The sequence below is a fragment of the Roseomonas marmotae genome, assembly GCF_017654485.1.
Taxonomy (GTDB): Bacteria; Pseudomonadota; Alphaproteobacteria; order Acetobacterales; family Acetobacteraceae; genus Pseudoroseomonas; species Pseudoroseomonas marmotae.
The window spans coordinates 118,156-145,012 of the sequence record NZ_CP061094.1 but is presented as its reverse complement, the minus strand read 5'-3'; the positions used below and the strand labels follow the sequence as shown (position 1 = coordinate 145,012).

General features: G+C 66.0%; 35 protein-coding genes. 22 read left to right on the top strand and 13 right to left on the bottom strand.

What is annotated here, in order from left to right:
* Positions 1-62: 62 nt before the first annotated feature.
* Complete coding sequence (locus IAI58_RS19230) at positions 63-2,351, bottom strand: VapE domain-containing protein (protein ID WP_208776213.1); 2,289 nt, start codon at positions 2,349-2,351, stop codon at positions 63-65.
* Positions 2,348-2,560, bottom strand: coding sequence for a hypothetical protein (locus IAI58_RS19225; RefSeq protein WP_208776212.1), 213 nt, complete (start codon positions 2,558-2,560; stop codon positions 2,348-2,350). The genes IAI58_RS19230 and IAI58_RS19225 overlap by 4 nt, the downstream gene beginning before the upstream one ends.
* Before the next feature lie 128 nt (positions 2,561-2,688).
* Here IAI58_RS19225 and IAI58_RS19220 point away from each other — a divergent pair, with 128 nt between their 5' ends.
* The 12 genes from IAI58_RS19220 to IAI58_RS19165 all read left to right on the top strand — a co-directional run bounded on the left by IAI58_RS19220 (position 2,689) and on the right by IAI58_RS19165 (position 6,964).
* Positions 2,689-2,982: a hypothetical protein gene (locus IAI58_RS19220; protein WP_208776211.1), complete on the top strand. Its 294-nt coding sequence runs from the start codon at positions 2,689-2,691 to the stop codon at positions 2,980-2,982.
* Positions 2,979-3,152, top strand: coding sequence for a hypothetical protein (locus IAI58_RS19215; protein WP_208776210.1), 174 nt, complete (start codon positions 2,979-2,981; stop codon positions 3,150-3,152). The genes IAI58_RS19220 and IAI58_RS19215 overlap by 4 nt, the downstream gene beginning before the upstream one ends.
* Positions 3,153-3,160: 8 nt before the next feature.
* Positions 3,161-3,445 (top strand): hypothetical protein, encoded by a 285-nt coding sequence (locus IAI58_RS19210; protein ID WP_208776209.1) that lies wholly within the window; start codon positions 3,161-3,163, stop codon positions 3,443-3,445.
* Complete coding sequence (locus tag IAI58_RS19205; protein ID WP_208776208.1) at positions 3,442-3,735, top strand: hypothetical protein; 294 nt, start codon at positions 3,442-3,444, stop codon at positions 3,733-3,735. Before IAI58_RS19210 ends, IAI58_RS19205 begins: the two co-directional genes overlap by 4 nt.
* A complete protein-coding gene (locus tag IAI58_RS19200) occupies positions 3,732-4,070 on the top strand; it encodes a hypothetical protein (RefSeq protein ID WP_208776207.1) in 339 nt (112 codons plus the stop codon). Before IAI58_RS19205 ends, IAI58_RS19200 begins: the two co-directional genes overlap by 4 nt.
* 297 nt (positions 4,071-4,367) lie before the next feature.
* Positions 4,368-4,598 carry a hypothetical protein gene (locus IAI58_RS19195; RefSeq protein WP_208776206.1) on the top strand — a complete coding sequence of 77 codons (231 nt, stop codon included), beginning with the start codon at positions 4,368-4,370 and terminating at the stop codon, positions 4,596-4,598.
* A 240-nt stretch (positions 4,599-4,838) separates the two neighbouring features.
* The gene (locus IAI58_RS19190; RefSeq protein ID WP_208776205.1) at positions 4,839-5,375 is read left to right on the top strand and encodes a hypothetical protein; all 537 of its coding nucleotides are present in this window, start codon (positions 4,839-4,841) and stop codon (positions 5,373-5,375) included.
* Positions 5,376-5,486: 111 nt separating this feature from the next.
* Positions 5,487-5,705: a hypothetical protein gene (locus IAI58_RS19185; protein ID WP_208776204.1), complete on the top strand. Its 219-nt coding sequence runs from the start codon at positions 5,487-5,489 to the stop codon at positions 5,703-5,705.
* Between the two features lie 14 nt (positions 5,706-5,719).
* Positions 5,720-6,019, top strand: a complete 300-nt coding sequence (locus IAI58_RS19180; protein WP_208776203.1) for a hypothetical protein — start codon at positions 5,720-5,722, stop codon at positions 6,017-6,019.
* A 10-nt stretch (positions 6,020-6,029) separates the two neighbouring features.
* On the top strand, positions 6,030-6,359 hold the full coding sequence (locus IAI58_RS19175) for a hypothetical protein (protein WP_208776202.1): 330 nt from the start codon (positions 6,030-6,032) through the stop codon (positions 6,357-6,359).
* Positions 6,360-6,362: 3 nt separating this feature from the next.
* Complete coding sequence (locus tag IAI58_RS19170; RefSeq protein WP_208776201.1) at positions 6,363-6,596, top strand: hypothetical protein; 234 nt, start codon at positions 6,363-6,365, stop codon at positions 6,594-6,596.
* A 23-nt stretch (positions 6,597-6,619) separates the two neighbouring features.
* A complete protein-coding gene (locus IAI58_RS19165; RefSeq protein WP_208776200.1) occupies positions 6,620-6,964 on the top strand; it encodes a hypothetical protein in 345 nt (114 codons plus the stop codon).
* Between the two features lie 127 nt (positions 6,965-7,091).
* Here IAI58_RS19165 and IAI58_RS19160 read toward each other — a convergent pair whose 3' ends face one another.
* The gene (locus tag IAI58_RS19160; protein ID WP_208776199.1) at positions 7,092-7,475 is read right to left on the bottom strand and encodes a VRR-NUC domain-containing protein; all 384 of its coding nucleotides are present in this window, start codon (positions 7,473-7,475) and stop codon (positions 7,092-7,094) included.
* 84 nt (positions 7,476-7,559) lie between these two features.
* Positions 7,560-8,969 (bottom strand): DEAD/DEAH box helicase, encoded by a 1,410-nt coding sequence (locus IAI58_RS19155; RefSeq protein WP_272877195.1) that lies wholly within the window; start codon positions 8,967-8,969, stop codon positions 7,560-7,562.
* A 141-nt stretch (positions 8,970-9,110) separates the two neighbouring features.
* On the opposite strand from IAI58_RS19155, the gene IAI58_RS19150 reads away from it, so the two are divergent.
* The 4 genes from IAI58_RS19150 to IAI58_RS19135 are packed head-to-tail and all read left to right on the top strand — an operon-like array spanning position 9,111 to position 11,468.
* A complete protein-coding gene (locus tag IAI58_RS19150; protein ID WP_208776197.1) occupies positions 9,111-9,962 on the top strand; it encodes a PD-(D/E)XK nuclease-like domain-containing protein in 852 nt (283 codons plus the stop codon).
* Positions 9,963-9,971: 9 nt separating this feature from the next.
* Positions 9,972-10,925, top strand: coding sequence for an AAA family ATPase (locus IAI58_RS19145; RefSeq protein WP_208776196.1), 954 nt, complete (start codon positions 9,972-9,974; stop codon positions 10,923-10,925).
* A 2-nt stretch (positions 10,926-10,927) separates the two neighbouring features.
* Entirely contained in the window at positions 10,928-11,155 is a 228-nt protein-coding gene (locus IAI58_RS19140) for a hypothetical protein (RefSeq protein ID WP_237182958.1), read from the top strand.
* The gene (locus IAI58_RS19135; RefSeq protein WP_208776195.1) at positions 11,133-11,468 is read left to right on the top strand and encodes a hypothetical protein; all 336 of its coding nucleotides are present in this window, start codon (positions 11,133-11,135) and stop codon (positions 11,466-11,468) included. The genes IAI58_RS19140 and IAI58_RS19135 overlap by 23 nt, the downstream gene beginning before the upstream one ends.
* Here the strand turns inward: IAI58_RS19135 and IAI58_RS19130 are convergent.
* Complete coding sequence (locus tag IAI58_RS19130) at positions 11,447-12,580, bottom strand: site-specific integrase (RefSeq protein WP_208776194.1); 1,134 nt, start codon at positions 12,578-12,580, stop codon at positions 11,447-11,449. The two genes, IAI58_RS19135 and IAI58_RS19130, sit on opposite strands and share 22 nt — an antisense overlap.
* Before the next feature lie 158 nt (positions 12,581-12,738).
* Here IAI58_RS19130 and IAI58_RS19125 point away from each other — a divergent pair, with 158 nt between their 5' ends.
* The 4 genes from IAI58_RS19125 (at position 12,739) to IAI58_RS19110 (ending at position 16,854) form a co-directional block, all read left to right on the top strand.
* Entirely contained in the window at positions 12,739-13,098 is a 360-nt protein-coding gene (locus tag IAI58_RS19125; protein WP_237182957.1) for an SDR family oxidoreductase, read from the top strand.
* 1,064 nt (positions 13,099-14,162) lie between these two features.
* On the top strand, positions 14,163-15,089 hold the full coding sequence (locus IAI58_RS19120) for a cytochrome c (protein WP_208776193.1): 927 nt from the start codon (positions 14,163-14,165) through the stop codon (positions 15,087-15,089).
* Between the two features lie 7 nt (positions 15,090-15,096).
* Complete coding sequence (alaE, locus tag IAI58_RS19115; RefSeq protein WP_207447784.1) at positions 15,097-15,540, top strand: L-alanine exporter AlaE; 444 nt, start codon at positions 15,097-15,099, stop codon at positions 15,538-15,540.
* Positions 15,541-15,816: 276 nt separating this feature from the next.
* Positions 15,817-16,854 carry an IS110 family RNA-guided transposase gene (locus tag IAI58_RS19110; RefSeq protein WP_207447782.1) on the top strand — a complete coding sequence of 346 codons (1,038 nt, stop codon included), beginning with the start codon at positions 15,817-15,819 and terminating at the stop codon, positions 16,852-16,854.
* Between the two features lie 281 nt (positions 16,855-17,135).
* Here IAI58_RS19110 and IAI58_RS19105 read toward each other — a convergent pair whose 3' ends face one another.
* The 8 genes from IAI58_RS19105 to IAI58_RS19070 form a co-directional block, all read right to left on the bottom strand.
* Positions 17,136-17,465: a c-type cytochrome gene (locus tag IAI58_RS19105; protein WP_419555862.1), complete on the bottom strand. Its 330-nt coding sequence runs from the start codon at positions 17,463-17,465 to the stop codon at positions 17,136-17,138.
* Between the two features lie 199 nt (positions 17,466-17,664).
* Entirely contained in the window at positions 17,665-18,570 is a 906-nt protein-coding gene (locus tag IAI58_RS19100) for a cytochrome c oxidase assembly protein (protein WP_207447778.1), read from the bottom strand.
* Positions 18,558-18,881, bottom strand: a complete 324-nt coding sequence (locus IAI58_RS19095; RefSeq protein ID WP_207447776.1) for a hypothetical protein — start codon at positions 18,879-18,881, stop codon at positions 18,558-18,560. The genes IAI58_RS19100 and IAI58_RS19095 overlap by 13 nt, the downstream gene beginning before the upstream one ends.
* Entirely contained in the window at positions 18,878-19,480 is a 603-nt protein-coding gene (locus tag IAI58_RS19090; protein ID WP_208776192.1) for a cytochrome c oxidase subunit 3, read from the bottom strand. Before IAI58_RS19090 ends, IAI58_RS19095 begins: the two co-directional genes overlap by 4 nt.
* The gene (ctaD, locus tag IAI58_RS19085) at positions 19,477-21,390 is read right to left on the bottom strand and encodes a cytochrome c oxidase subunit I (RefSeq protein WP_207447774.1); all 1,914 of its coding nucleotides are present in this window, start codon (positions 21,388-21,390) and stop codon (positions 19,477-19,479) included. The genes IAI58_RS19090 and ctaD overlap by 4 nt, the downstream gene beginning before the upstream one ends.
* Complete coding sequence (gene coxB / locus IAI58_RS19080; RefSeq protein WP_207447772.1) at positions 21,387-22,385, bottom strand: cytochrome c oxidase subunit II; 999 nt, start codon at positions 22,383-22,385, stop codon at positions 21,387-21,389. Before coxB ends, ctaD begins: the two co-directional genes overlap by 4 nt.
* Positions 22,382-22,918, bottom strand: a complete 537-nt coding sequence (locus IAI58_RS19075; protein ID WP_207447770.1) for a c-type cytochrome — start codon at positions 22,916-22,918, stop codon at positions 22,382-22,384. Before IAI58_RS19075 ends, coxB begins: the two co-directional genes overlap by 4 nt.
* Entirely contained in the window at positions 22,915-24,609 is a 1,695-nt protein-coding gene (locus IAI58_RS19070) for an outer membrane protein assembly factor BamB family protein (RefSeq protein ID WP_207447768.1), read from the bottom strand. The genes IAI58_RS19075 and IAI58_RS19070 overlap by 4 nt, the downstream gene beginning before the upstream one ends.
* 359 nt (positions 24,610-24,968) lie before the next feature.
* Between IAI58_RS19070 and IAI58_RS19065 the strand changes: the two genes are divergently transcribed.
* A complete protein-coding gene (locus tag IAI58_RS19065; protein ID WP_208776191.1) occupies positions 24,969-25,640 on the top strand; it encodes a nitroreductase in 672 nt (223 codons plus the stop codon).
* The gene (locus tag IAI58_RS19060) at positions 25,637-26,851 is read left to right on the top strand and encodes an MFS transporter (protein ID WP_207447766.1); all 1,215 of its coding nucleotides are present in this window, start codon (positions 25,637-25,639) and stop codon (positions 26,849-26,851) included. The genes IAI58_RS19065 and IAI58_RS19060 overlap by 4 nt, the downstream gene beginning before the upstream one ends.
* The last annotated feature ends 6 nt before the right edge of the window (positions 26,852-26,857 follow it).

Here is a 26,857-nt window from a genome sequence, read left to right as displayed (position 1 = left end):
GGGACACCCCCTATCCGAAGGTGTCCCTGAGGTGTCCCTGAGGTGTCCCTGCCGTGTCGATTTCAGAACGGTTCATCCTCGCCCGAGCCCTCCGGCTGGGACGTTGAAGCCCGGTCCAGCGGCGGGCACAGGAGCACCCGGCGCCCGTTTGACTTCTTGCCCCGGTTGCCATTCATGCGCCGGATGATGGTCGCGGCCTTGGTCGCCTCGGGGATGCCGTAGTGAACCACGCCGAGCGCGTCGAGGATCTCCGTCGCGGAATGCCACTGCCACGACTCAGAGGGTGCCTTCCAGTCGAGCGACTGGAGGCGCTGCTCGATCGGGTCGATCACTTGGAAGGACTCGTTATATGCGTTGAGCGCTTCCATCTCTTCCGGCAGGAGGTAGTAGGGGACGCCCTTGCGGTAGAGCGTCAGCACCTCGGCCCAGAGCTGCTGCATCTCTACGTTGTGGTTGCAGTCGATCGAAGCGCACTCGATCGTCCAGTAGCGCCTGTTGCCGGTCGCATCGCGCAGGAACTCGTGCGGGTTCACCGATCCGAAGAACACCGTGCGACGCGGGAATTTGGACTCGCGCCGGGCGTAGGCAAGGCGCAGCACGTCCTGCTTGCGGGTGATGAAGCTCTTGAGTGCGGCAATGTCGGCCTTGCGGAAGGTGGCATCGAGCTCGCCCAGCTCAACGAGCCAGAAGGAACAGACTTGCTTGATGCTGTCGCGGTCGTCGGGCCGCAGCATGAGGCCGTCCTGCACCACGCCCATGCTCTCCGGCGCGAGGCGCTTGAACCACATCGTCTTGCCCATGTACTGCGCGCCTTGAAGCACCAGAATGCCGTGCGCTGATACGCCAGTGGGCGAGAAGGCCGCCGCCACGGCAGAGATCAGCCAGCGCAGGATCAGGACTTCATGGAGCTTGCGGCCATCCGACAGCATAGTCGGGTGCACGGGCTGGATGGTGTCGTAGAGGTCTTGGAGGCGGCTCTGGCCGTCCCAGGGCTTGCTCTCGATCCACTCGGCCACCGGGTTGTAGGGGTTGCGATCGGCGAGGTAGGTAAGGAATGAGGTCAGCTTGTCGGTCGAGAATTCGAACCGCGCGCACTGGCTCTCGAGCTTGGCGTAGGACGCATTCGAGGCGTTGTCCACGGAGTAGCGCTCGCCCGCGATGAGGATCTCTTCCTCTTTCGTGATGAGGTTGTAGCGGATCTGGTAGCCGAGCCTGCGGCATATTTCCTCGAGATTTTCGATCGTGTTGAGCGGCTTGCCCTTGCCGTTGATGAATGGCAGCGGCGTGAAGTAGTCGATGTTGTCGTTTGCGGGCGCCGGGGATGTGATCGGATTGTCGAGGAGCTGGCGCTTGGCCTCGTCCGGGCTGACGCTGGCCGCGAGGTCGTTGAAGTCCGATCCGGCCTTATCCGTCTCAGGAAACTCGGGGACGACGACGCACCCGCGCGTCTTGCCTGCGGCCTGGCTGGCGTAGGTGACGCCGGGGTTCTTCGGGTTGGCGCGGTCGTTGTCGGCGCAGAAGATCAGGGACGCCGAGGGGAAGCGCTTGCGCATGGCATCCGCGACAGTAGGAACATTCGCCGCGTCGAAGCACACGCAGACGCACCAGCCGGTCAGCTCGTGCACGGTCGCGCCCGTGGCGTAGCCTTCGGCAAAGGCGAGGATGCCGCCCGCATCGCTCGGCGGCTGGCCGATGATGTAGCAGCCGCCCTTCTTGCGCCCGTCCTTGAGGTAGCGCTTCTGGATCGAGCCGTCGCGCACGTAGATGCCCTGAAGGCTCGTCACGCGGTCGGTCTTTGCGTCGCAGATGGGCACCAGAAGAGCGCCGGGCTCCGTGGCGTAGATCTCGCCGTCATCGCCCACGTGCGGAAATGCACCGGCACGCAGGCCGTGGGAGCGGACGGCCTTGGATGTCAGGTAGGGGTGCACGTCGCAAGGCACACCAGCGTCCCAGAAGCGGGCGGCAAGGCCCTCTGCGGCGTGCTGGGCGCGCTTGCGTGCGGCCTCGGCAGCAAGGCGCTCCTGCTCCCTGCGGAATGCCTCATTAGGGTCGATTTCTGGGACACTATCGCCGTCGATCTGGTAGCCGTTGCGCTTGGCCTCGAAGATCAGCGTGCCAATGGTGACGCCGCCGGACTCTTTGACGCTCTTATATGTGTCGCGGCAATCGGCGCGGCTGTAGTTGCTGCCCATCTGGCTCCAGTCGTCAAAGACGTCGAGGCCAGCCTGTCCGAGCTCAGATTTCACCGCCATCGCCACGCGCGCCCATGTCTCGCGGTCGCAGTTGGGATCGAGGTATCGGAGAATATTCCGCACTTCGGCGGCGTCGTACATTCGTTTGATGGGAGTCATGCGGCCTCCCTTTTTTCGATCTCCCGCAGCCGCAGCTCGGCCTGGAGCAGTCGAAGATTGCGGGGCGTGATGTCCCGCGCCGGGTTGTTGCAGAGCCAGATGCGTACCGAGGTCTCTGTGGCATCGAGAATGCGGGCGACATCGCACGGCGTGAGGCCGTACAGGCGCATGAGCCGCCGCAATTCTTCGCGTCGTTCCTTTCCTGACATGACTTGTCCCTTGAGTACAGATGAGCGCAGTGTACCATGTTTGCTTTACCTTGGTAAGCAAAAACCAAATAACTGTGTATAATCCTGAGTAACTGCCCGTTTACATTCGGGAGTACACAGGAGTCAGTATGAAAACCTTTGAAACAAAGATGCTCGTCGCGGCACTGCGCGCGAAGATGCGCAAGCTCGGGCATTCCGGTGAGTCCAAGCGCCACGGCGCGAAGCGCGAGCTCTCCTCCGCGCAGGTCGATGCGGCATGCGCACTTTACAACGCCGCCGACAGGCTGGAGCGCTGTGGCTACGACCGCGTGAGCGTGGCGTGGGTCTGCGGCTCCGGCCTCGGCGATTTTTTCAAGAAGGCCGAGCTCGGCGACTACGGCAGCCGGGTCGTGACAGAGCTTTTGCTGGAGGAAATGAAATGACGAACCTCATCCGACTGGCCGCGATCATCATCGCGACCGCAACGGCAATCTACATGATCGCCACGGCACCAGCGCTCTGGTGGCTGTCTGAGTCCCAGCGCGACGAGCTGGAGACGGTGCTCTTCATCGAGCGGGCAGGACTGCCAGACGGCACTGTGCTCATGAAATAGGGGGAATTATGGATCAGCAATTTGTAGCCAGGATCATGGATCAGGCAAAAAAGAACATCAGCGACGAGATTCTTAAGGTTGGCCTCAGCAACGCAATCGGAGACATCGAACGCCGCAGCTACCTTCGGAAATACGCAGACGCACTGCTGCTGCGCGAGTTCACGCAGCTCGCCGCCGATCAGATCATGCAGATCGCAGAGCGCAAGCTCCGCGCCAAAGAGGCATTCGACGCACTGGTGCAAGATGAAGCAGAGACGCTCATCATCGACGATTTCAGGGAGACTGTGAAATGACAAACGATTTTGTGCAGCCGATCTACGTGATCTGGCACAAGCCGAGACGCATTCGTACGGGACCGGAGGACATCGACGTCGTGTGGGAAAACGTGCCGACCAAGTCCTGCGACGTCATGGTCATCCTCGAGGATGCGGACGGCGGCCACGTCATCAAGCACCTGTGGTTTAGCCGTCTGTTCAATAGGTTCACGGACTCTAACAACCATAGCTATGCGTTCGAAGAGGTCATCGCGTGGGCGTTCGACATCCCCGTTCCGAATGACCTTTTTGTAGGAAGCACCAAATGACCATCGTTTACAAATTTCTGACGCGCGAGGAGGACGTAGACCTCACGCTCAAGGCCGGGAAGATCATGGACTACTACGGGCGCGATTTTCAGCTTTTGAAGCTCGCGGAGGAATCGGCAGAGTACGCTGCCGCCTACGCGCGTTTCGCCGCCCTTCCGTCAGATGAACGCAAGGCGCAGATGCTCGAAGAGATGGCCGACATCGCGCTCGTGCTCCAGCAGATCGTTGACGAGATGCCGACAGCCGTCGGGCGCGAGTTCTCGCGCGTGATGATCGCGAAGGCCGACCGCCAGCTCGCGCGGATCGCAAAGGCGGAGGAGGAGGCAACCCCATGAGGACGCATAACACAGAACCATGGGGCGGCACGCTGCTGGCCTGCCTGTTCATCCTGCTCTGCCTTGATCGTGTGCTGGGCGCGATCATTTTGGTGACGGAGTGGTGAGCATGGCAAGCGAGTGGATTACGGACTGCCTGCCAGCAAAGCGCGGTCGCTTTTTCGTGAAGTTCCGCGACGAGAACCGCCGGATCAGGGTTGCAACCGCAATCTGGAACGGCAAAACATTCACGACCGCCGCCGCACCAGAGGGTACACCTGTCATCGCGTGGCGGCCTATTGCCGGGGAGGTGTACCGATGAACAGCGACATGGTGAATGCCCTTGAGCTGGTGATGATTATCGTCTTCGTGGTCGCGCGGTTCGCGGCGACGGTCGCGGTGGTTTGGCTCGTGCTCAAGTCGAGCATCTCGCCCGGCTGGCAGGTCTTCCTTGTGGCGCTGACAATTATTTTCGGGATTGGTGTCGGCCTGAAATACGACAACCCGAACAACGCAGCCAGGGCAGTGGAGCATCATGAAGTGCGCTGAGTGCAGACACCTCGATCTGAGCACAAAGCTCAATCGGCGATGGGCGGCTGTGGGCTATGCGGTATGCGCGGCGGGGATGACGCCCACGAAGTGCGGATGCCCGACGCTCCAGCAGTGGCCGCTCTACCTGCACCACGACTGCCCGAAGAAGAGCCAGTTATCTGGCGCGAACAAAAATGAGCAGCTCGAAAAGCTCAAGTATTTTCGAGATTTTTTAGAAGGCAAAATGAGGAGAAACTAATGCCGACCAGTAAGAAACCCCGCAAGCGATACGTGCCCCGCCATCGCCCTCAGTACGCGCAATTCCTGCCCCAGCGGACAAAGGACGACCTGACCGAGATTTTCACGAACATCGAGCTCATCGTTGAGGTGAAACTTCCTCGCGGAACGCTGTGCCAGCAGGACGTGGCGATGATGCGGGACTACCTGAACCTCGGGACGGCACTGCTGCATCTGGGGCATCACATCCCGCAGGAGTTCATCCTTGAGGTCGATAAGGTCTGGCGCGAGACGCAGGACGCATTCGGTGCGCTCTACCGGCGCTCCAGAGAGACAGGCTGCTACACGGCCTACGCATCCGAGATCGTCACGCTGCGGGACGGCTTCGCGCAAATCGGCGAGGTGATCCGCTTCGAGTTCGAGCACGAGCCCGCCTGGCTGCTGGATGTTTTCCACGGCGTGAAGATCGTCACGGATGGAAAGGGCTATCAGCGCATGAGCGTGGACATGGACGCGCTGGAGCGGAAGGTCTTGCAGGTCCGGTCGGCAAGGCTTTGATCGGCATCAAGAGTTTTATGTAATTCGAGCGCGGTTTTATGTAATCCGCGCCATTTTTATGTAAAATACGCTCATAGATAAACAACGGGGTCCACCCGAGGAGAAACAAAAATGACGAAGCTCAGCATCAACGCTCAGATGATTCTTGAGAACATCGACTGCCTGCCGTCGCACCACCTCGAAGAGGCAACCGCCGAACAGCTCCAGCAAGCGATCTACGCACTGCAGGACGGCGAAGCGCTCAAGTATATGGGGCTGGGCGATGATGACATTCCCGCCATCGAGGAGGCGTATACGGCCATCGAGGAGGCGCTGGACAAGGCGCTCTAACCAGGAGAAACGAAATGACACTGACTATCTTCACTAAGAACGGCAAACTCACGGCCACCGTCCGCACCGCCCTGATCGTTCTCGCCAAGTGTGGCGAAATCCGCCCGACGCACGTTATCGGCAGAGGCCGCTACATTCAGAATTCGACCAGCACATACGGTGCTCTCGCTCCTGAAATCTGCGCGTACTTCGGCATCCCGACCGTTACCGGGAACGACGCTCCGCGCGGCGGCAAGACCGGCGATTTCGTCCGCCTGGCACGCAAGCAGGATGCGGCAAAGATCAGCAAGATTCTCGACGCTTATGCAAACTGAGGGGACAGACATGGCAAGAACAGAAAGCATCCGCAAGCGCATCGCCGCAGAGATCGAGCGCATCGAGCGTCATCCGATGGACAGCGAGATGATCCGAGTCGGCATTTACCGCGCTTGCCTGAGCAGCCACCAGAAGCGCTATTGCGATGAATTGCAGGCCTATTCCGAAGCGCTCAAGCAGTACGAAGAGCTGGCCGTCACGATGCCTTTTTTCTCGCGGCTCATGGATGACTGCCGCGAGCTGGGCACGCCGAAGGGGCAGGCCGCCGGCTTCGTGATTACCGCCACGAGCGACGCGCAGCGTGAGGAGGATTTCGAGCGGAACGGTTGGGAGGACTAGGAAATGACGGCAAAGGCGATCAGAGTCACAGTCAGCATGACGCCCGAGCAGAAGCGCCAGCTCGATGAGTTTGGAGGGTCGAAGTTCATCCAGCGGTGCATCGACGCCCGCGCGCGGTATGAGCTGCGCGTGCTGCCGATCGAGCAGCTCCAGAAGTGGCAGCAACGGGTTATGCTCGAGGACGCCACCCCGGAGAATCAGAAGCTCTTTGAGGCTCTGGCGAAGTTCAACGTGTAGCAGATATTGTAGGAGCAAACAGTATGAGCAAAGAAGTAGTTGTATTCGACATTGAAACAGTCGAAAAGATCAAGGGGGCGCTTTTTCTTCTTTCGTCGCTTGCTTTAGCAAATCGTTTACCTCAATTGACTGAAATAGACAACCTTCGGCGGATTGTGAAAGCGAAATTTTTTGAAGCAAAGCAAGGGCAAATGCGCTTCAGCGTTTTGGAATGGCATCCTGTAACGGAAAGACCTTTGGAGAGAAAGCCACTTATCACAAGATATGACAACTCTCCACATTGCGGAATTATCTGTGGAGATGTTTCTTTCGACTTTTTCTTCGACCAGGCTAAACACGCGAAGGAATGGGCATATCTGCCGGAGTGACAAATCGCAGACAAAAAAAGACCGCCCCGCATGGTGTGAACCTTGCGGGGCTTTTTATTTGGATAACAAAAAACCCGCACGGGGGGAGACTGCGCGGGGGGTTATCCGCCACTTGCACTGGCATCACTCATGAGTCTAGCACGATCTTCCGCGCGTCATCTTCCGACCGCGCGACGCCCGCCAGCCCGCCGTTCTGGCGCACCGCGCGCAGGAAGGCTTCCTGCTGATCGCGCAGCCGTCCGGTCGGACTCTTAACTTCAAGCGCGAAGAACCGCGCCCAGACTTGCCCGATGTGCTCAGGCCGCACCTGCACCGGCACCAGCCCGAAAAGGTCAGAGAATCCGGTCGGCAGTCCCGTGCTGAATGGGCGGGGGTTTTTCAGAAGCAAGTCCCCATTCGGCAGCCGGTGCGGCTCGCCAGTCCACGCCTGCCCGACATTCGCGCGGAAGGCCAGGCAGTGCCCTGCGAGCGCGTTGCGGATGGCGTTTTGAATGCCGTGCTCTTTCATCATGTCCTCAAAGGAGAATCAGCCCCGCCAGCCAGTAGGCGAAGGCTACGATGCCGAGCATTATAAAAACCGCCCGCGCCAGCTCGATCATGCCGCCCGCCTCCGCTGCGAGAAAACGTGCCACGCCCAGCCCTGCGGGCTCTTGTATCCGCGCTTTCGGGCGAGGTTGATGAGGTCTTGCAGACTCTCGCATTGAGCCTGCTCCCAGGCGCGCTGCTGGCGCATCCGCTTGCGATCTGCTTCTGTGATCTCTTTGAGCTCGCCAGCCTGCACTTCGATCTCGCGCACCTGTCGCGGCAGCTCCGCGCCGCAGTATGGGCAGCGCTCTGGAGCCGGGCGTTTGATCTGTCCGAAGCACTGCTCGCAGGTCACTGGAGCCTGCGGGTCGTTGTCGTTCGCGGCCTTCGCGCGTTTCTTTGCTCCATCTAGGCTCCATTCCTGAGGATCGTCCGGAAGGCCGTGGCGCTGGATGTTCCCGGCATGGTCGAGGATGATGGCTGTCTTGCCTTCAGCCGGGCGCAGCGCCCGCCCGACCTGCTGGAGGTGGAGCGCCAGAGATTGCGTGGGCCGGAGCAGGAGCACGCAGTCGATCGTGACGGGGCGCCCTGCGATGGCCGACAGATCGAAGCCCTCGCCGAACAGATCCACGTTGAAGAGCACCTGAATCTTCCCGTCCGCGAAGTCGCGAATGATACGCGCTCGCTCTTCGCGCGGAGTTCCACCGTCCAGATGCGCCGCCGGGATGCCTTGCGCACAGAAGGCTTCGGCGAGCGCCTGCGAGTGCTTCACAGTCACAGCGAACCCGACCGACCGGCGCCCGCCTGCGAGCTTGAGCCAATGCGTGATGGCGTCGCCCGTCAGATGCGAGTGCGACATGGCTGCCTCGGTCTCGCCGCGTGCATAGTCGCCGTGGATCCGCTTGACGCCTGTCATGTCTGGAGCCGAAGGCGCGTAGGCGCGGTACTGCGACAGGTAGCCGTGCTCGATCAGCCAGGCACACGACGGCCCGAGCACCAGATCATCGAAGTGGTCGCGCAGGCCCTTGCCGTCGAGGCGGCATGGCGTGGCCGACAGCCCGACATGCCACGCCTGCGGGTAAGCCGCCTGAATGGCCGCCCATCCGGCTGCGCCGAGGTGGTGGCATTCGTCCCAGACGATGAGCTCGGGCGCGGGCAGTCGGTCGAGCCGGTTCTTGAGCGTTTGGACGCTGCACACCTGAACTGCCGCGCTTGCATCGAGCGGGGCGGCGGGCGTAACGAGCGAGTGCGGAATGCCCACTGCGTCAAAGGTTCCGGATGTTTGAGCGACGAGCTCCTGCCGGTGGCAGACGAACCAGACGCGATGCCCGCGACGAGCTGATTCTCCCGTCATAAAAGCCGCCACTGCGGTCTTGCCTGCTCCGGTCGGCATCTGGAGCAGGACGCGCCGCGCGTGGCGCATCGCCGCCCGTGTGCGCTCGATCACATCCTCCTGATATGGTCGAAGTGTAAGTGTCATTATTTCACCCTGTAAATTGAACCAAGTAATTCTAAATCACTGGCGGTAATTCTAACGCATTCGGAATGTTGTATAATCGTCTGCGGTAACTTGTTAGCGTTACCAGTCATCGCGCTTCGATGACATTACTCAGGAGAAACCATGCAGGAAATTAAACCGGGCGTCTATACAACGCTCTCAAATCCGGAATACCACCACGGTCCCGGAATCAATAAGGGGCTGCTCGACCTCATCCATAAGTCGCCGCTGCACGCCAAGGCCGCACTCGTGGGCGAACCGGAAGCGCCCACGGAAGCCATGAAGGTCGGCACTGCCGTCCACGCTCTGGTGCTCGAGCCGAAGGAATACGAGCGCCTGTACGCGGTCGCGCCGCACGTCGATCGTCGCACGAAGGCGGGCAAGGAAGCATGGGCGCAGTTCTGCGAGGAGCACGCGGGCGCCGAGATCATCACCGAGGACACCGCCGAGCTTGTGCGTGCGATCGCCGCCAGCGTCCACGCGCACCCCGCCGCCCATGCCCTGCTGAGTGCGGAGGGTAAGGCCGAGATGTCAGCCTACTGGCAGGACACGATCTCAGGGGAGCTGTGCAAGTGCCGCCCAGACTTCTGGCGTAGGGACGGCATCATCGTTGACCTGAAGACAACCGAGGACGCGAGCCCGGAAGGCTTCGCGCGGTCGGTCGTGAACTATCGGTATTACGTGCAGGCGCCTTGGTACCTCGAGGGACTGCGGCACGTCTTCGATGCGGGCCTTGCTCCAGAAGGGTACGAGCGCCCGAAGGGATTTGTCTTCGTGGCCGTGGAGAAAAAGCCGCCGTTCGCGGTCGGCGTCTATGTCCTCGAACAGGCCGCCTATGAGACGGGAGCACATGAAGCCCGCGCGGATCTGGACAAGTTCGCGCAGTGCAAGCGCGAGGACCGGTGGCCGGGCTATGGCGACGCGATTGCGCCGCTGGCGCTCCCGGCGTGGTTCACTAATCGGCAGGCAGCTTAAGGAGAAAATATGTCAGTTCTTACGATCAGAAAAGCAGAGCGCGAAGGTGCGCGCCTCGTCATCGGCATCTCGGGCATTTCCGGCTCGGGCAAAACCTACACAGCGCTCCAGATGGCCTACGGCCTCGCGAATTACGATGCCTCCAAGATCGGCTTCATCGACACCGAGAACCGGCGCGGAAGCCTCTATGCCGACTGCCTGAGGAACGACCAGGGCGAGATCCAGCGCTTCCTCATTGGCGACCTGTACGCGCCTTTCAGCCCGCAGCGGTACATCGACGCCATCCTCGAGTTCCAGAAGGCCGGGGTCGAGGTGCTGGTCATCGACAGCGTGACGCATGAATGGGAAGGGCCGGGTGGATGCGAAGAGATCGCCACGAATACGAGCTCCCGTTTCCCCGATTGGAAACGCGCAAAGGCCGAGCACAAGCGCTTCCTCACGGCACTGCTCCAGTGCGACATGCACGTCATCGTGTGCATCCGCGCCCGCGAGAAAGTCAGCATCCAGAAAGACGAGCATGGCAAGCAGGTCGTGGTGCCGCTCGGCGTGCAGCCGATTTGCGAAAAAAACTTCATGTTCGAGATGACGGCCAGCCTCATGATGTGGGCCGAAGGCAAAGAGCAGCAGGTGCTCAAGTGCCCCGCAGAGATCCGGGGCATCCTCGGACGTGAGAAGGGCTATCTCACGCCCGCAGACGGCGCAGCGCTCCGCGCATGGGTTGACGGCGCAAAGGCGCTCGATCCCGAAGTAGAGCACGCGAAGAACGTCTTGCGCACGAGCACCGAGCGAGGCGTCGAGGGGATGCGGCAAGCCTGGCGCGAGATCCCGCAGTCGATCACGGCCCGGCTCGATGCGGCCTTCATCGAGGAGCTGAAGGAAGCCGCCGCAGCATATGATGCGCAGCGCGCCCAGAGCACCGACGCGCAGGTAGACGATTTGAATAAGCAAGTTCTAGGAGTGTAACTTTGGAAAAAACTCAGGAATTTTTGACACCGGCACAGCTTGCCGAGCGCTGGGGCGAGGCCATCACCGTGGAGACGCTTAATAACTGGCGCTTCAAAGGGCAAGGCCCCGCATACATGAAGCTCGGCGGGCGGGTGATCTACCCGCTCGAGAAGGTCAAGGAATACGAGCAGACGCTCTTCAATTCGCAACAGCAAAAGGGAAAAAATGACCAGCAGAAAAATTTTTGATGTGTGCGCCGTCGTCAGCAAATACACCGACAGGGACGGCAACGAGAAGCGCCGCTACCAGAACGTGGGCGCGGTCTTCCAGACAGATGACGGTCGCCAGTTCCTCTCTATCGCCCGGTGGTTCAATCCGGCAGGCGTGCCGGACTACTCGGGGAAGATCAACGAGAATGCCTTTTTGGCGCTGTTTGAGCCGAAGCAGAGCGGGGACGGCTTTGAGTCCCCGCGCCGCGCCGCGCCCCAGCAGGCTCAGGCACGGCCTGCACCGCACCCGGCGCCCGCTCAGCAAGGCAGTTACGACGATCCGCCCTTCTGACCGATCATCTCGATAAGTGCATCACCCCACACCCGCGCGGATGCCGCCTTGTGCGCGTCCGCGCTATTTATGTACCTGTCGGTCGTTGAAAGCCGCCTGTGCCCCAGAAGGTCAGCAATTTCCCGAACGCTCAGCCCGGCACGGTGTGCGAGGCTCCCGACCGTGTGGCGCAGATCGTGCACGCGCACATCATCCAGCGCGGCGGCCTTCCTGATCCTTGACCATTGCAAGAAAATGTCCCCGACTTTTTCCCCTATGACGCCGCAGACGACGTAATCGGATCGGCGCGGCAGGCTGCGGATCAGCTCCATGGCTGGCGGCGTGAGAACGACTGTGCGCGAGCCTGTCTTGCTGTCAGGAAGGCGCAGCAGACAGTTTTCAAAATCAACACAGCTCCACTTTGCGAGCCGGATTTCGTTCACTCTGCATCCGGTCAGCAGCAGGAGCTTGAAGAGGTTAGAGCCGGAGTAGCCTTTCCCGAGAACGTCCCATAGTCGCGTGACTTCCTCCCTTGTCAGCGTTCTGTTGCGCGGCTTTTCCTGAAACGGGCTGACACCCTTGCACGGGTTCGTGCCCTCGCTTTTGATGCTCCATTGTTCCGCGAGCGCGAATGCCTGGCGGAGTATCTCCAGCGCACGGTTTGCGCTGTATGGCGTGTGCGCCATGCTTGACTGGAGCCGCTGGATATCCCCGCGCCGGACATCCACGACGCGCATGGAGCCGAGGCGCGCGAGGATGATCTTCAATTGCGTTCGGTACATCCTGAGCGAGTTCGGCTTGAGCCTCTTCTCTTGCTCGGCCATGAACCGCTCGGCCAGATGGGCGACAGTGACGATGCTGCGCTCTTGCACGGGGTCGTGCCCGCGCCGAGCAGTTACCATCATTTCCCGCGCCATCTCCCGAGCCTCGTCCGGCGTCATCTCCACGCAGAGCGCGATGGTCTTTTTGCGCACCGCCCCGGACGGCGCTCTGTAGCGGCAGATGTAGGACTTTCGCCCGGACGCTTGGCAGAGAACAGCGAAGCCGGGGAGTTCCGAATCGAACAGCCATGCCTGCCCGGATTCCGGTGACTGCATGGCGGCGATGGCCTTGCGCGTGATCCTGATCTTCATGAACTTATGACCGTCCTGTGGCTGATTGTCGCGTGATCGGGGGTGGTTTGGTGTGATGCCGACACGACCGCCTGTCAACTAAATGATTGATTTTGCTATGCGAAGTGGTCTGCCGTGATGTCTCGTGACGGTAGCGACGATATGGGCGCATCATCAACGTGCTGAACACCGGGGCGAAGGCACCGCCGGCCGAGGGCGCGCCGACGGCGGTCTCGCGTGCCGCCGGCATGGCGCTGACCAAGGTCATGGCCAATGAGGGCGCGCCCCACGGCATCCTGGTCAATGCGCTGCTGGTCGGCATCATCGAGAGCGACCAGTGGGTGCGGCGCCATGCCGCCGATCCGCGCGGGCTGAGCTTCGAGGAATGGAAGGCCGAGGCCGGCAGGCCCGTGCCGCTCGGCCGCATCGGCCGGCCGGAGGAATTCGCCGCGACGGCCCTGTTCCTGGCCAGCGATGCAGGCGGCTACATCGCCGGCACGGCCATCAATGTCGATGGCGGCCGCAGCCCGGTGGTCTGAGGCCCGGCAGAGCTTAACGGCTGCTGCCATCTCCTGGGCAATGACGGTCAGCGTCCTGTGGATGCGGCCCGGGCAGTGTGGGAGCCGCTGATCGGGAGGTGCCGCCAAAGGACCGTGCCTGGCTATGAGGGCATCCTTTGCCGGCACCAGAACGGCATGAGGTGGCGCAGCATCCTGGCCGAACCCGGAGCGGCTGCTGGATCTGGTGCAGTGGCATGGCGCCCGCCACAGCCTTTCCCAACGGCACCCATATTCGCGCTGCCCACGAGGTGGCGGGCCCAGAAAAGAGCGAGGTCACGGGGAGCGAAATCTGCGCGCAGCTCTCGATCGCTCCCGCAGCGGCTATGTCACCCCGGCTTGCGTGATCGCGGGCGGCCTGCCGATTATGCGTCCGATACATCTCCGCAAGGATATGAGGCTTAGATAATATGCTTGCGGGGCAGCAATGCTGCGGCGAGGCGGCCTTCGGGAAGGCGGCGCTCCCGGAGAGAGCAGCGCCGTGTGTCTGACCCTCCAGCCGATACTGGCGCATTCCTGGATCGGAAGAGGGAGCATGAATCATGGCGCTGACATCAGGCAGATCGGAGTCTAGGCTGGCAAACCTGCAATTGAAGATAGCCGCCTTGAAGTGGATGACGGCAGTTTCCCTTGCGCTAACCTCCGTTGTCTGCGCGCTGACGGCAGCCGTGCTCATCAAGGCGTTTGTCGCCGGATGACTATGGCAGGAAGGCTGTAGCCAGGGGCGGCGCGATGTTGAACTCCGCCAAGGGCTGACCGCTTTTCGGCAAGGGAAGCGCCCCACTGGCCATTCTCTGTTGCATCCGGCGCGGTTTCTCCGGTTGGTCCTTCGAGGACGATATGGCCGCACCATTGTCATGGCTTACACGTGAAACGGGGATAGCAGCCAACGGCCCGGGCCAGAGGGGGGCGTGACGCTCCGCAGATCAACAATGGTCCACTTTCCCTCGCGCCCGCATCGCGACGCCCTTGGCCGAGTTACCCCAACGGCGGAGCTGTTGCTTCCCGGCCGGGGAGCCCGCAACCGGAGGAGCACGAGAGGGAGAATGCGCTGGTCACGGCATGGCATCCGCTGGCTCGCCCTCCTGGGCATGGTCGCCGCCGCCGGGCTGGCCTGGATCCTCTCCGCGCCCCGCCCGGCCTTCAGCGGGGCGGATGCGCCGCGCTTCGAGAATGGCGACGCGGCGCGCGGCAAGCTGGTCTTCGATGCCGGGCAATGCGCCTCCTGCCATGCCACGCCGGGCCAGCCGGACCGGCTGCGCCTGGGTGGCGGCCTGGCGCTCGGCTCGCCCTTCGGCAATTTCTACCCGCCGAACATCTCGCCCGATCCTGAGGACGGCATCGGCCGCTGGCGGGGCCTCGACCTCGCGAATGCCCTGGTATCCGGCGTCTCGCCAGACGGCCAGCACTACTATCCCGCCCTTCCCTATGTCGGCTACGCGCATATGCGGCCGGAGGATCTGCGCGACCTCATGGCCTATCTGCGAAGCCTGCCGCCGGTCGCCGGGCGGACGCCCGCGCATGACCTGCCCTTCCCGCTGACCATCCGCCGCGGCGTCGGCTTCTGGAAGCTGCTCTTCCTGGAGCAGGGCCCGGTCGCGGATGACCCGTCGCGCGATGCCCTCTGGAACCGCGGGCGGTATCTGGTCGAGACACTGGCGCATTGCGCGGAGTGCCATTCCACCCGGAACCTGCTCTATGCCGTCAAATCCTCCCGGCGCTTCGCGGGCGGGCCGGACCAGGAAGGCACGGGCTTCGTGCCCAATATCACGCCCCATGCCATCGGCGGCTGGTCCGAGGATCAGCTCGTCGAGCTGCTGACCACCGGCCGCACGCCGGACCTGCGCGTGGTGCGCTCCTCCATGGAGGATGTGGTGCGGAACATGTCGGCCCTGCCGGAGGAGGACCGGCGCGCCATCACCCGCTTCATCCGCAGCCTCCCGTCGCGCCCCACACCCGGCCCGGAAGGCTAAGGGCACCATGCCGGCCGCCGGGGCACGACGGGAGGTGAGGCGCTACCTCGCGGATACCTTCGCCCTGGTGGTGTTCTCGGTCGCCGTCGGCGCCTTCGTGGAGATCGTCATCGCCGGGCTGACATTCGAGCAGAGCGCCAGGGTCCGCGCCGCCGCGATACCCGTGGCGCTGCTGACGGGACGGCCCTACGGGATCTACCGGGACTGGCTCTTCAGGCTCCTGGCCCGGAATGGCACAGAGCCGTGCAGGGCCGTCCTGATAGACACCCTGGCCAACCTGTCGTTCCAGGTTCCGCTGTATGCGGCGATCCTCGCCTGGAACGGGGCCAGCCTCCAGCAGATATCCATGGCCGCCGGCTCCATCCTGCTTCTCCTGGCCCTGACCGGGCGCCCCTATGGAGTCTTCCTGATGTGGTGCAGGAAGTTCCTCGGCGTGGACCGGGTCGGATAGCGGCGGTGGCCATTCCCCGGCGATCCTGTGCTAACCTCCCGGCGGATGCCAGCCAGGGGAATGTGCCATGCGGACCCGCATCGCGGCCTGCGCCTGCGGCCAGCTTCGCGCCATCTGGACGCCTCTAAAAACCTCCCGGGCGTAAATCGTGATTCCAGTAGGATCAGAGGCTCAGGATTTGTGGAAAGGCCGTTGGGGAGGGTCTTTAGAGATGCGGTCATTGGGCAGCTTCCTGGGCCAAGATATCGGCCCTACCCGTCCAAAGGAGATCGCACCATGAGGCTCTATGCTGCACTGGATGTGTCACTGAACAAGACCGCGGTTTGCGTGATGGACCATGAGGGCCATCTGCTTCGCGAGGTCGAGGTGGCGACCTGCCCCGATGCTTTGGCGGAGTTCCTGCGCGGCTACGCCGATGGGCTCGAGCGGGTGGGCCTGGAGGCAGGCCCAATGTCGGAATGGCTGGTCCGCGGCCTGGCCGGGCACGGCATCGAGGCCGTGCTGATGGAGACCAGGCAAGCGCACAAGGCGCTCTCGGCCATGACGGTGAAGACTGACCGCAACGATGCGCGTGGCCTGGCGCATCTGCTGCGGATGGGCTGGTTCCGCCCGGTGCATGTAAAGGCGGTGAGCGCGCGCGAGCAGCGGGCGCGGATCAGCGCCCGGGAAACCCTGATCCGCCAGCTGCGGGACCTGGAGAACAGTGTGCGCGGCCTGCTGCGAGGCTTTGGCTTGCGCATGCCGCCCCTCCTGCGGGCCCGCTGGGCCGATGCGGTCAGAGCCTTGATCGAGGGACATCCGAGCCTGCCCACGATCTTTGCTCCGCTGCTGCAGGCGCGGGAGGCGCTGCGTGAGCAGCTGGCCAGCCTGGACCGGCAGGTCCGTAACGCCGCGCGGGAGGATCCGGTCTGCCGGCGGCTGATGACCGTGCCGGGGGTGGGCGCCATTGTGGCGTTGACCTATCGCAGCACCATCGACGATCCGGGACGGTTCCGCTCCTCCCGCTCGGTGGGTGCCTTTCTCGGGCTGACGCCAAGACGCTACCAGTCTGGTGAAACAGATCGGGTCGGTGCCATCAGCAAAGCAGGTGACCCTGCCGCCAGGGTGGCCCTGTTCGAGGCAGCGCATGTGCTGCTGACGCGGGTTGCCCGCTGGTCGGCGCTGAAGGCCTGGGGCATGCGGCTGGCACAACGCCGCGGCACCAAGCGGGCCAAGGTGGCGCTGGCTCGCAAGCTGGCTGGCATCCTGCACCGGATGTGGGTCAGCGAAAGCGACTTCCGCTCCGGCGCCCCGGCTGCGGCCATGGAGGGCTGATCAACCCGGAAACCCAGCTCATTGAAACGCAGAGTTCGTCCGTTCGCGGACGACGGTGGAAGCAGGCCGCTGGACACCTGGCTGCACCTCCTGGGTGACGCCGCATTCGAGATTGGCCCTTCCCTCGCATCGGACCGCCTCCTGTGGCTGCCACCGCGCAGACCACGAACAGAAGCAAGATCCGCGACCGGACGACATCTGCGTTGACCATCCACCGCCCAATGACAGAAGGGGTCCAAATGGTTCAGGTAGGGATCGGGAGGAACTACGGAGTTAGGACATCAGCGGGCATAGAGATAGGCCGCGACATCCCGTGCCTCGGCCCCGGTGATGCCGGTGGCCGGCATGGCGGTGCGGGGCGAGGCGGCGCGGGGGTCGACGATCCAGCGCACCAGGTTCTCCGGCGTGTTGCGCAGCACGCCGCCGATGAAGACACGCTCCCGCAGCCCCGCCAGCGGCGCGGCGACGCGGCCATCGGCGCCCGGCACGCCGGGAATGGCGTGGCAGCCGCCGCAGCCATAGCGCGTCAGCAGCGCGGGCGCGCGGGCCGGGTCGCCGCCCGTCATGGCCTTCGCCACCTCCTCGCGCTCCCGCTGCTGCTGCAGCGCCATGCCGCCCAGGCCCAGCAGGCCGAGGACCAGGAGCAGGGCCGCCGCCGCCACCATGCCCCGCAGCGGCAGGCGCGGCGGGGCGGGCCGGGGCTCCGCCGCAACCCCGGCCCCATCCTTGCCCCGGACGGCGCGCGACACCCCGTCCGCCCGCCAGGCCGCCCAGCCCAGCAGCAGCGCCAGCAATCCCCGCAACGCGCGCCTAGAGGGCACCGGGCGCATCGCCTGCCCTCCATGCCCGGCCCGAGCGGCGGATCCACAATGCCAGGAAGGCCAGCGCGGCGCCGGCATAGACGGTGCCCGCCGGCACCCACATGATCAGCCCGGCCAGTTGCTGGTCCTCCAGCGGCGTCAGCCCCCAGAGGCCGGAGCGGGCGGTCTGCGCGCTGTAGAGCACGCGGGGCGCGAAGGTCATGATGGTGCCGAGCAGCCCCGTATGCATCATGGTCAGCACGGTGTGGATGGCGGCCTCGCCGGGCTGGCACCGCCGCAGCAGCGCCCACCAGAACAGCAGGGCGGAGAGGAGGAAGCTGAGGTGTTGCAGCCGGTGCACGCCCACATGCTGCACCGTCGCGTCGAACAGCACCGGCACATGCCAGACCCAGATGGCCAGGCCGTGCAGCACCGTCGCCGCCAGCGGGGCGGAGAGCAGCAGCCAGGCGTGGCGCAGCGGCCATGCCCGTCCCGCCCGCCAGACCGGCCGCCGCAGCCGCGCCGGCAGCGCCCAGGCAAAGGCGCCGCCCGGCCGCGCCAGGACCAGCAGCGGCGCCGCCACGGCCATGACGATCTCATGCTCCACCATGTGCAGGGTGAAGAGGCGCTCCCCGAACCAGTGCAGCGGCGACAGCAGCGCCCCGGCCAGGGAGAGCCACCCCGCCAGATAGGCGGCCAGCCGCGCCAGGCCGATGCCTCGGCCGAAGCCGGCATGGCGCCACAGCCGCAGCGTGCCGCCGAGATAGAGCAGCAGCGAGGCCAGCAGCGGCCCGGAAACCCAGGGGTCGAAGGTCCAGCGCGGCACCTCGCCATGGTCATGGCCACCATGCGCCCATGCGGACGCGGGCAGCGACAGCAGCAGCAGCGTGGGGAGGAGGCGCGTCAGCGCTCGCATCCGCTCAGCACCATGGCGGCGGCCCCCTGCAACAGCAGCGCGAAGGCGATGACGAGGCCGAAGCATGCCCCCACCCCGCCGACGAAGCGGGAGGCGCCCGGCGGCTGCGCGCCGCGCCAGGAGAGGAAGGCGCCCAGCAGGGAAAGCCCGGCGCCGAGGAAGGAGACCAGGATGCTGGCGCGGAAGCCGCCGCCGCATTCCGCATAGGGCAGGATCTGGCCGAGCTGCGTGTTCACCAGCCAGGCCACCGGCCCCGGGAGGAAGCCCGCCCAGGGCAGCAGGCGGCGCGGCAGGCGGGCCTGGTCGTTCATAGCCGTGGCACCAGGTAGATGCAGGCATAGATCGGCAGCCAGGTCAGCACCACGAAATACCAGTAGAGCGCATTGTCCCGCACATCGCCGAAGCGGCGCTTGTTGTCGCCATGGCGGGTGAACATGACGGCGCAGAGCACCAGCGTATCGGCCACGTCGGTCAGGATATGCGCGGTATGCAGCCCCAGCAGCACCCAGAGGATGGAGCCATAGGCATTGCTGTCCCAGGAGACGTTCAGCGCGCCGAATTCATAGATGCGGACCACCAGCGGCAGCAGCCCGACCACTGACATGACGACCATCCCGATCCGCACGCGCCGCAGGTCTTCCCGCTCCGCCCAGCGGGAGACCATCCGGTTCGGCACAACGCTGGCCAACAGGATCAGCAGGAGGATGGTGCCGGGCCAGGGGTCCGGCGGCGGCGCGCCGATGGGCCAGTGCGGCGCGATGCTGGCGAGGTAGAGATAGACGGCGATGACGAGCGCGAAGCCCGTGCCCTCGATCAGCATGAAGGCCAGCGTGCCCCACCATGTCACGCTGGCGCTGCCGGAGCCGTGCAGCGGCAGGGCGGAGAGATCGGCGACGACCCTGTGCCTCATGCATCATCCTCCGGCGTGCCGCGCGGCCAGAACCAGCCGATCAGCGCCACGGCCACGGGGATGGCGCCCCAGACCACCGCCCAGGGCGTGAAGATGGAACCGACCAGCAGCAGGCTGGTGGCCACGGCGGCCCAGAAGGGCCAGACCGAATTCTGCGGCGAGGTCTCCCGCGCCTCGGGCCTCGCCTCTCCCATGCTGGTGATCAGCAGCTCCCGCCGGTGGATGCTGAGGCCCTCGGCCACCGGCAGCGCCTCCCGCTCGTCCCAGAGGGGGCTGGGGCCGGTGACGACGGGGATGCGGGCGAAGTTGTAGGGCGGCGGGGGGGAGGAGGTGGCCCATTCCAGCGTCGGCGCGTCCCAGGGGTTGTCGCCGGCCGGCGGGCCGTGGCGGGCCGCGCGGAAGGCATCGATGAAGAACAACAGGAAGCCCGCCGCCAGCACCACCGACATCAGGCTGACGAAGAGGTTCATGCCGCCCCAGCCCATCTCGGCCGGGTAGGTGTAGATGCGCCGCGTCATGCCCTGCAGCCCCAGGATATGCATGGGGAAGAAGGTGAAGTTGAAGCCCAGGAACAGCAGCGCCACCACCCAGCGGCCGATGCGCTCGCTCATCATCCGGCCCGTGATCTTGGGGAACCAGTAGTAGACGCCGCCCAGCAGCGGGAAGACGGCGCCGCCCACCAGCACGTAGTGGAAATGGGCGACGACGAAATAGGTGTCGTGCACCTGGGTATCGAGCGGCACGGAGGCCACCATCACGCCGGTCAGCCCACCCAGCACGAAGGTGAAGAAGAAGGCCAGGATGAACAGGAAAGGCACGCGGAAGACCGGGCGCCCGAGCCAGATGGTGGCCAGCCAGCAGAAGACCTGCACCCCCGCCGGCACGGCGATGGCCATGGAGGAGGCGGTGAAGAAGCTCTCCCCCAGCCGCGGCAGGCCGGTGGTGAACATGTGGTGCACCCAGAGCCCGAAGGCGAGCAGCCCCATCGACAGCAGCGCCATCACCAGCGGCAAGTAGCCGAAGACCGGCCGCCGCACGAAGGCCGGCAGCATGGAGGAGATCATGCCCACCGCCGGGATGAAGATGATGTAGACCTCCGGATGGCCGAAGAACCAGAAGAGGTGCTGCCACAGCAGCACGTCCCCGCCCTCGGCCGGGTTGAAGAAATGCGTGCCCACCAGCCGGTCCAGGATCAGCATGGAGCTGGCCGTCACCACCGCCGGCATGGCCATGATGATCATGAAGGCCGTCACCAGCAGCGCCCAGACCAGCAGCGGGATGCGGTCCAGCGACATGCCCGGCGCGCGCTGCTTCAGCACGGTCACCACGATCTCCACCGCCACGGCCAGCGCCGAGATCTCGGTGAAGGTGATCATCTGCGCCCAGATATCGGCGCGCTTGCCGGCGGCGAATTGCGGGCCGGAGAGCGGCACATAGGCGAACCACCCGACATCCGGCCCCGCCTGCAGGATGAAGGCGCCCCAGAGCATGATGCCGCCGAAGAGATAGACCCAGTAGGAGAAGGCGCCGAGGCGGGGGAAGGCGATGTTGCGCGTGCCGATCATCAGCGGCAGCAGGTAGACGGCCATGGCCTCCATCACCGGCACGGCGAAGAGGAACATCATGTTCGCGCCGTGGATGGTGAAGATCTGGTTGTACAGGTCGGGCGAGAGCACACGCGCCTCGGGCCGCGCCAGTTGCAGGCGCATCAGCAGGGCCAGCACGCCGCCCAGCACCAGGAAGGCGAAGGCGGTGATGATGTAGCGGCGGCCGATGATCTTGTGATCGACGGCGGAGAAGATGCCCCGCAGCCCGCCGGGCGTGCGCCAGGTATGCGCCAGCCGCTCCTCCAGCTGCGCCGGGCCGATGGCGCTGTCGCGCAGGTCGCGGTCCTCCTCCACCGCCGTCATTTCAGGCTCGTCAGATAGGCGGAGACGGCATGCAGCTCCCCGGCCGTCAGCGGCACCATCGGCATGTTGTTGCCGGGCTTGATGGTCTGCGGGTCGGCGATCCAGGCCGCCAGGCTGCCGCGCGTGGTGGGCAGCATGCCCGCCGCGATGGTCTGCCGCCCGCCCACATGCGTCAGGTCGGGCCCCAGCGTGCCGGCGGCGGCGGTGCCGCGCACGGTATGGCAGGCGGCGCAGGCCTTCTCCTCCAGCACGCGCCGGCCGGCCTCTTCCTCGGGCGTGCGGGGCGGTGTGGCCTCGGCGAGCTGGGTCTCGCGCCAGCGCTCGAAGGCCTCGGGCGGCTCGACCACCACGCGCAGCGCCATCCGGGCATGCTGCAGGCCGCAGAACTCGGCGCATTGGGCGCGGAAGGTGCCAGCCTGGTGCGGCGTGAAGACCAGCGTATTGTCGCGTCCGGGAATCATGTCCTGCTTGCCGGCCAGGTTGGGCACCCAGAAGGAATGGATGACATCCGCCGCCGCCAGTTCCAGCCGCACCGGGCGGCCCAGCGGCAGGCGCAGCTCGTTGGCCGTGACGAAGGCACGGTCCGGCGCGGGGTCCGCATAGGTGACTTCCCACCACCACTGGTAGCCGCGCAGGCGCACCACCAGCGCATCGGGCGGGTCCGCCGCGATGCCACGCGTGGTGAAGTAGCTCGCCAGCGTCAGGCCCGAGACGATCAGGACCGTGGCCGCGACCGCCGCGCCGACGAAGAATCCCGCGCGCCCTTCCGCCCGCCGGTCCTCCTGCCTGCGGCGGCGCCAGAGGGCCGCGGCCAGCACCAGCATGACGGCTGCCCAGACGGCGGCGCAGGTGATGGTGAAGAGCCAGAAAAGCCCGTCCAGCCGCTGCGCCGCATCGGCCCCGGGCGCCAGGACGGATTGCCAGCCCGAGCAGCCGGCGCAGGACAGGAGCGGCGCCAGGGAGGCGATCGCGCGCGGGATGCGGTGCGTCGTCATCGGCTCGGGGGCGGGCCGGGCGGCAGCATGGCGGGGGCGCGGTTCTCGGCCGGGCGGGACTGCATGGCGTCGTTGCGGCCTGGGGCCGCGAGGCTGATGGAGGTGGTGCCGAGCATCCGGACATAACCGGTGAGCTGCCAGATCTGCTCCGTGGTCAGCCGGTCCCGGAAGGCGGGCATGCCGTTGGGCCGCCCGTCGCGGATGGAGAGGAAGACGGAGACGGGGTCCGGCCCATAGCGCCACCAGCCATTCATCAGCGCGGGGCCGGAGGCGCCGCCGCCATCGGCGTGGCAGCCCTGGCAGTTGAACCATTCATAGAGCCGCTTGCCCTGCGCGATCTGGTAGGCATTGCCGTCATAGGGCTCGCCCATGGCCGCGATCACCGGGGCGGGCCGGCCGCTGATGCCATTGGGCATGACGCGCACCTGGTCCAGCGCCTCGGCCACCGGCGGGTCCAGCCGCGTCTGCCGTGCCTCCCGCTTGCAGCCGGCCAGGGAGAGCAGGGCCAGCGCCCAGGCGAGATGCCGCGTCATGGCAGCCGGAACACATGCAGGGTGACGGCCGGGTCGCGCGGCGGCGGCAGGCGCTGCAGCACATTGGCCAGGCCGCCCGCCGCCGTCGCGTCGCGCATGTCGGTCTCCGCCGCCGGCTGGTCCGACCCCGCCAGCACCGCCAGCCAGGGCCGCCCGTCCGGCCCGGTGAAGGCCAGCGGCCGGCTGGTGACCGGTGCATCCGCCTGGAAGCGCCAGAGCTCCGCGCCGGTCCGGGCATCGCGCGCCTTCAGCAGCCCGTCCGGCGTGCCGTGGAAGACCAGCCCGCCCTCGGTGGCCAGCACATCCGCCTCCAGCGGAAAGGGTTCCTGCGCCGTCCAGGCCGGGCGCGCGCCTTCCGGCTCCCAGGCCACCAGCAGGCCGGGAGGGGCCTCGCCATCGGGCCGGGCGCGCAGATTGGCGCCAGTGAAGCCTGTGCCCGGCATGAAGTTGGCGTTCCGCGCCTCCATGTCCATGCAGAGGCGGCGGGCCGGGATGTAGAGGAGGCCGGTGGAGGCCAGGAAGGCGGAGGCGCCCGTGACCGCGCCGGGGCTGGCCGGGCAGATGTGCCGCGTGGTGCCGCCGCGCCGGATTCCCTTCTCCGGGTTGCGGGACAGCGCGCCGGTCCGCAGCTCCACGCCCGCCGTGGCATTCACCGGCACGAAGGGTTCGGCGGAGAGGATCTCCCCTTTCTCCCGGTCCAGCACATAGAGATGGCCATTGGCGCCGGGATGCGCCAGCAGGCGGCGCGGGGTGCCCTGCCAGGGACGGTCCAGCAGCAGGGCCGGCGCCTGCCCGCCCAGCCCGTAGAGGTCATGCGGGTTCAGCGGCACGAACCAGCGGGCGGCGCCGGTCGCGGCGTCCCGCGCGAAGAGGCCGGAGGTCCAGCGGTTGTCGCCCTGGCGCTGCTCGGGGTTCCAGGGGGCCGGGGCGCCGGTGCCATGGAAGATCAGGCCGGAATCCGCGTCCCAGAGGATGGGGCCGGAGACGCCGCCGCCGCCATGCTGCCAAGCAGCGGGCGGCCAGGTGGCGGTGCCCCGCTCCGCCGCCGCATCCGCCGGGTCGGTGGGGCGGAAATCCGGGCCGATGCCGACCTCCGCGTCCGGCCCGGTGCTGTGGCGCCGCCAGAGCAATCGCCCGGTGGCCCGGTCCAGCGCCGCGATCCATCCGCGCGCGCCGAAGCGGTCCCCCGCATTGCCCAGGAACACGCGCCCGCCGGCCACCAGCGGCGCGGCGGCGAGGGTCTCGCCCCGCGCCGGGTCGGCCACCCGCGCCGTCCAGGCCACCGCGCCGCTCGCCGCGTCGAGGGCGATGCTGCGGCCGTCGAGCGTGTTCAGGTAGAGCATGCCATCGATCAGGGTCATGCCGCCCTGCCCGGCCCCTTCCGCCAGACCGGCGGCACGGCCATCCACCTCCGGCCTGTACTGCCAGGCCACGGGGTCGCCGGGCGCGAGGTCGATGGCATAGAGGCTGTGCGGGAAGGGCGTCAGCAGGAACAGCCGGTTCCCGGCGACCAGCGGCGCGGCAACGGGCCTGCCGGGCTGGTCCGTGCGGAAGGTGAAGGCGGGCCGGAGGGCGCCGACATTCTCCGGCGTCAGCATGGCAGTCGCACCGGGCAGGCCCTGGCCCGCCGCCGTCCCGCCCCGCGCCGCCAGCGCGAGGCCGAGGCAGCCGAGCAGGTCCCGGCGCGCCACGCCGGGCCTTCCAGCCCCGGAGGCCGGCGGTGCGGCCGGGAGGTTCATGGCCGTCCCGGCCGGAATTGACGGCGGCGGGGCATCCGCTTCCGTCAGGCGGGTGGAATGGCGTGCTCTGGAGGCTCCAGAACGCCGCCGCGGATGCAGCCGCCGGCTTGCTCGATCAGCACCCCCACAGCGTCCCCCCTCAGTCCGGTTGCGCGGAGTCAACGCGCAGGCTTGGCCATGGCTGCATACGGGTCGCGCAGGAATTACCGCGCCCGGCCCGCCGCCCCCATCTGGCGCGCCCCCCATCCCTGGGCCAGACTGCTACCGCGTGCCTGTGACGGGACGCTCATCTCTGGAGGGGAACGCCGGGCATGGACGTATTCGAGGCGATGGCCACGCGCCGCAGCCTGCGCGGCTTCCTGCCCGACCCCGTGCCGCGCGCCACCATCGAGGCCATCCTGACCATCGCGGCGCGGGCGCCCTCCGGCTCCAATATCCAGCCCTGGAAGGTGCGGGTCACGCAGGGCGAGGAGAAGGCGCGGCTTTCCGCCGCCCTGCGCGCGGCCAATGCCGCGGGCGCCATGCCGCCGCGCGAATACCAGTACTACCCCCGCAACTGGCGTGAGCCCTACCTCTCGCGCCGCCGCAAGGTGGGCTGGGACCTCTATGCGCTGGCCGGCGTCGCCAGGGGCGACCATGCCGCCGGGCAGGCGCAGCGCGCGCGCAACTTCGACTTCTTCGGCGCGCCGGTCGGGCTGGTCTTCACCATCGACCGCGACCTGGAACAGGGCTCCTGGCTCGACTACGGGATGTTCCTGCAATCCATCATGCTCGCGGCCCGTGGCTTCGGGCTGGATACCTGCCCGCAGGCGGCCTTCTGCGAGCACCATGACGTGCTGCGTGCCCATCTCGGCATCCCGGAGGGCGAGGTCCTCGTCTGCGGCATGGCGCTCGGCCGGGCGGACCCGGAGGAGCCTGCCAACCGCCTGGAGACGGAACGCGCGCCCTTGTCCGATTTCGTGCGCTTCGGGTCCGCGGCATGACCGGCGAGCAGCTGCTGGATTCCCGCGCCGCCTGGATCCGCCTCTGCGCCATCGTCGCGCTCTCCACGCTCGGCGGGGCGGGGATGTGGTCCGTCATCGTGGCGCTGCCGGCCGTGCAGGCCGAATTCGGCGTCACGCGCGGCGCGGCGTCCCTGCCCTATACGATCACCATGCTCGGCTTCGGCGCGGGCGGAATCCTGATGGGGCGCCTCACGGACCGCTTCGGCGTCATGAAGCCGCTGCTCGGCGCGATCCTGGTGCTCTGCGCCGGCTATGTGCTGGCGGGGATGGCGCCGAGCCTCACCGTCTTCACCCTGGCGCAGGGGCTGTTGATCGGCATGTTCGGCGCCTCCGCCTCCTTCTCGCCGCTGGTGGCCGATGCATCGCTCTGGTTCCGGCGGCGGCGCGGGATCGCGGTGGCCCTGGCGGCCTCCGGCAACTACCTGGCGGGCGCCGTCTGGCCGCCCATCCTGACCTGGCTGATGGGAGCCTATGGATGGCGCATGGCCCATGTCGCCATCGGCGCCATCCTGCTGGTGACGATGCTGCCGCTGGCACTGTTGCTGCGCGCGCGGGCGCCAGGCTCGCAGGGCGGCAGGCTGGCGGGCGACGAGGGCCAGGCCAGGCCGCTCGGCCTCTCGCGCAACGGGCTGACGCTCATCCTCTCCACGGCCGGGGTGGCCTGCTGCGTCGCCATGGCGATGCCGCAGGTGCATATCGTCGCCTATTGCGGCGACCTCGGCTACGGCGTGGCGCGGGGGGCGGAGATGCTGTCCCTGATGCTGGCCTGCGGCATCGTCTCCCGCCTCGCCTCGGGCCTGCTTGCCGACCGCATCGGCGGGCTGCGGACGCTGATGCTGGGGGCGGTGCTGCAGGGGATGTCGCTGTCGCTGTTCCTGTTCTTCGACGGGCTGGCCTCGCTCTACATGCTCTCGGCGCTCTTCGGGCTGGTGCAGGGCGGCATCGTGCCCTCCTATGCCGTTATCGTGCGGGAGAACTTCCCGGCCTCCGAGATCGGGACGCGGGTGGGCATCGTGCTGACGGCGACGCTGGTTGGCATGGCGCTGGGCGGCTGGCTCTCCGGCGTCATCTTCGACGCCACGGGCAGCTATGCCGCCGCCTTCCTGAACGGCATGGTCTGGAACGCGGCGAATGTGCTGATCGTGGCGATGCTGCTGCTGCGCAGCCGCGCGCGCCTCGTCCCGGCCTGAGAGCAG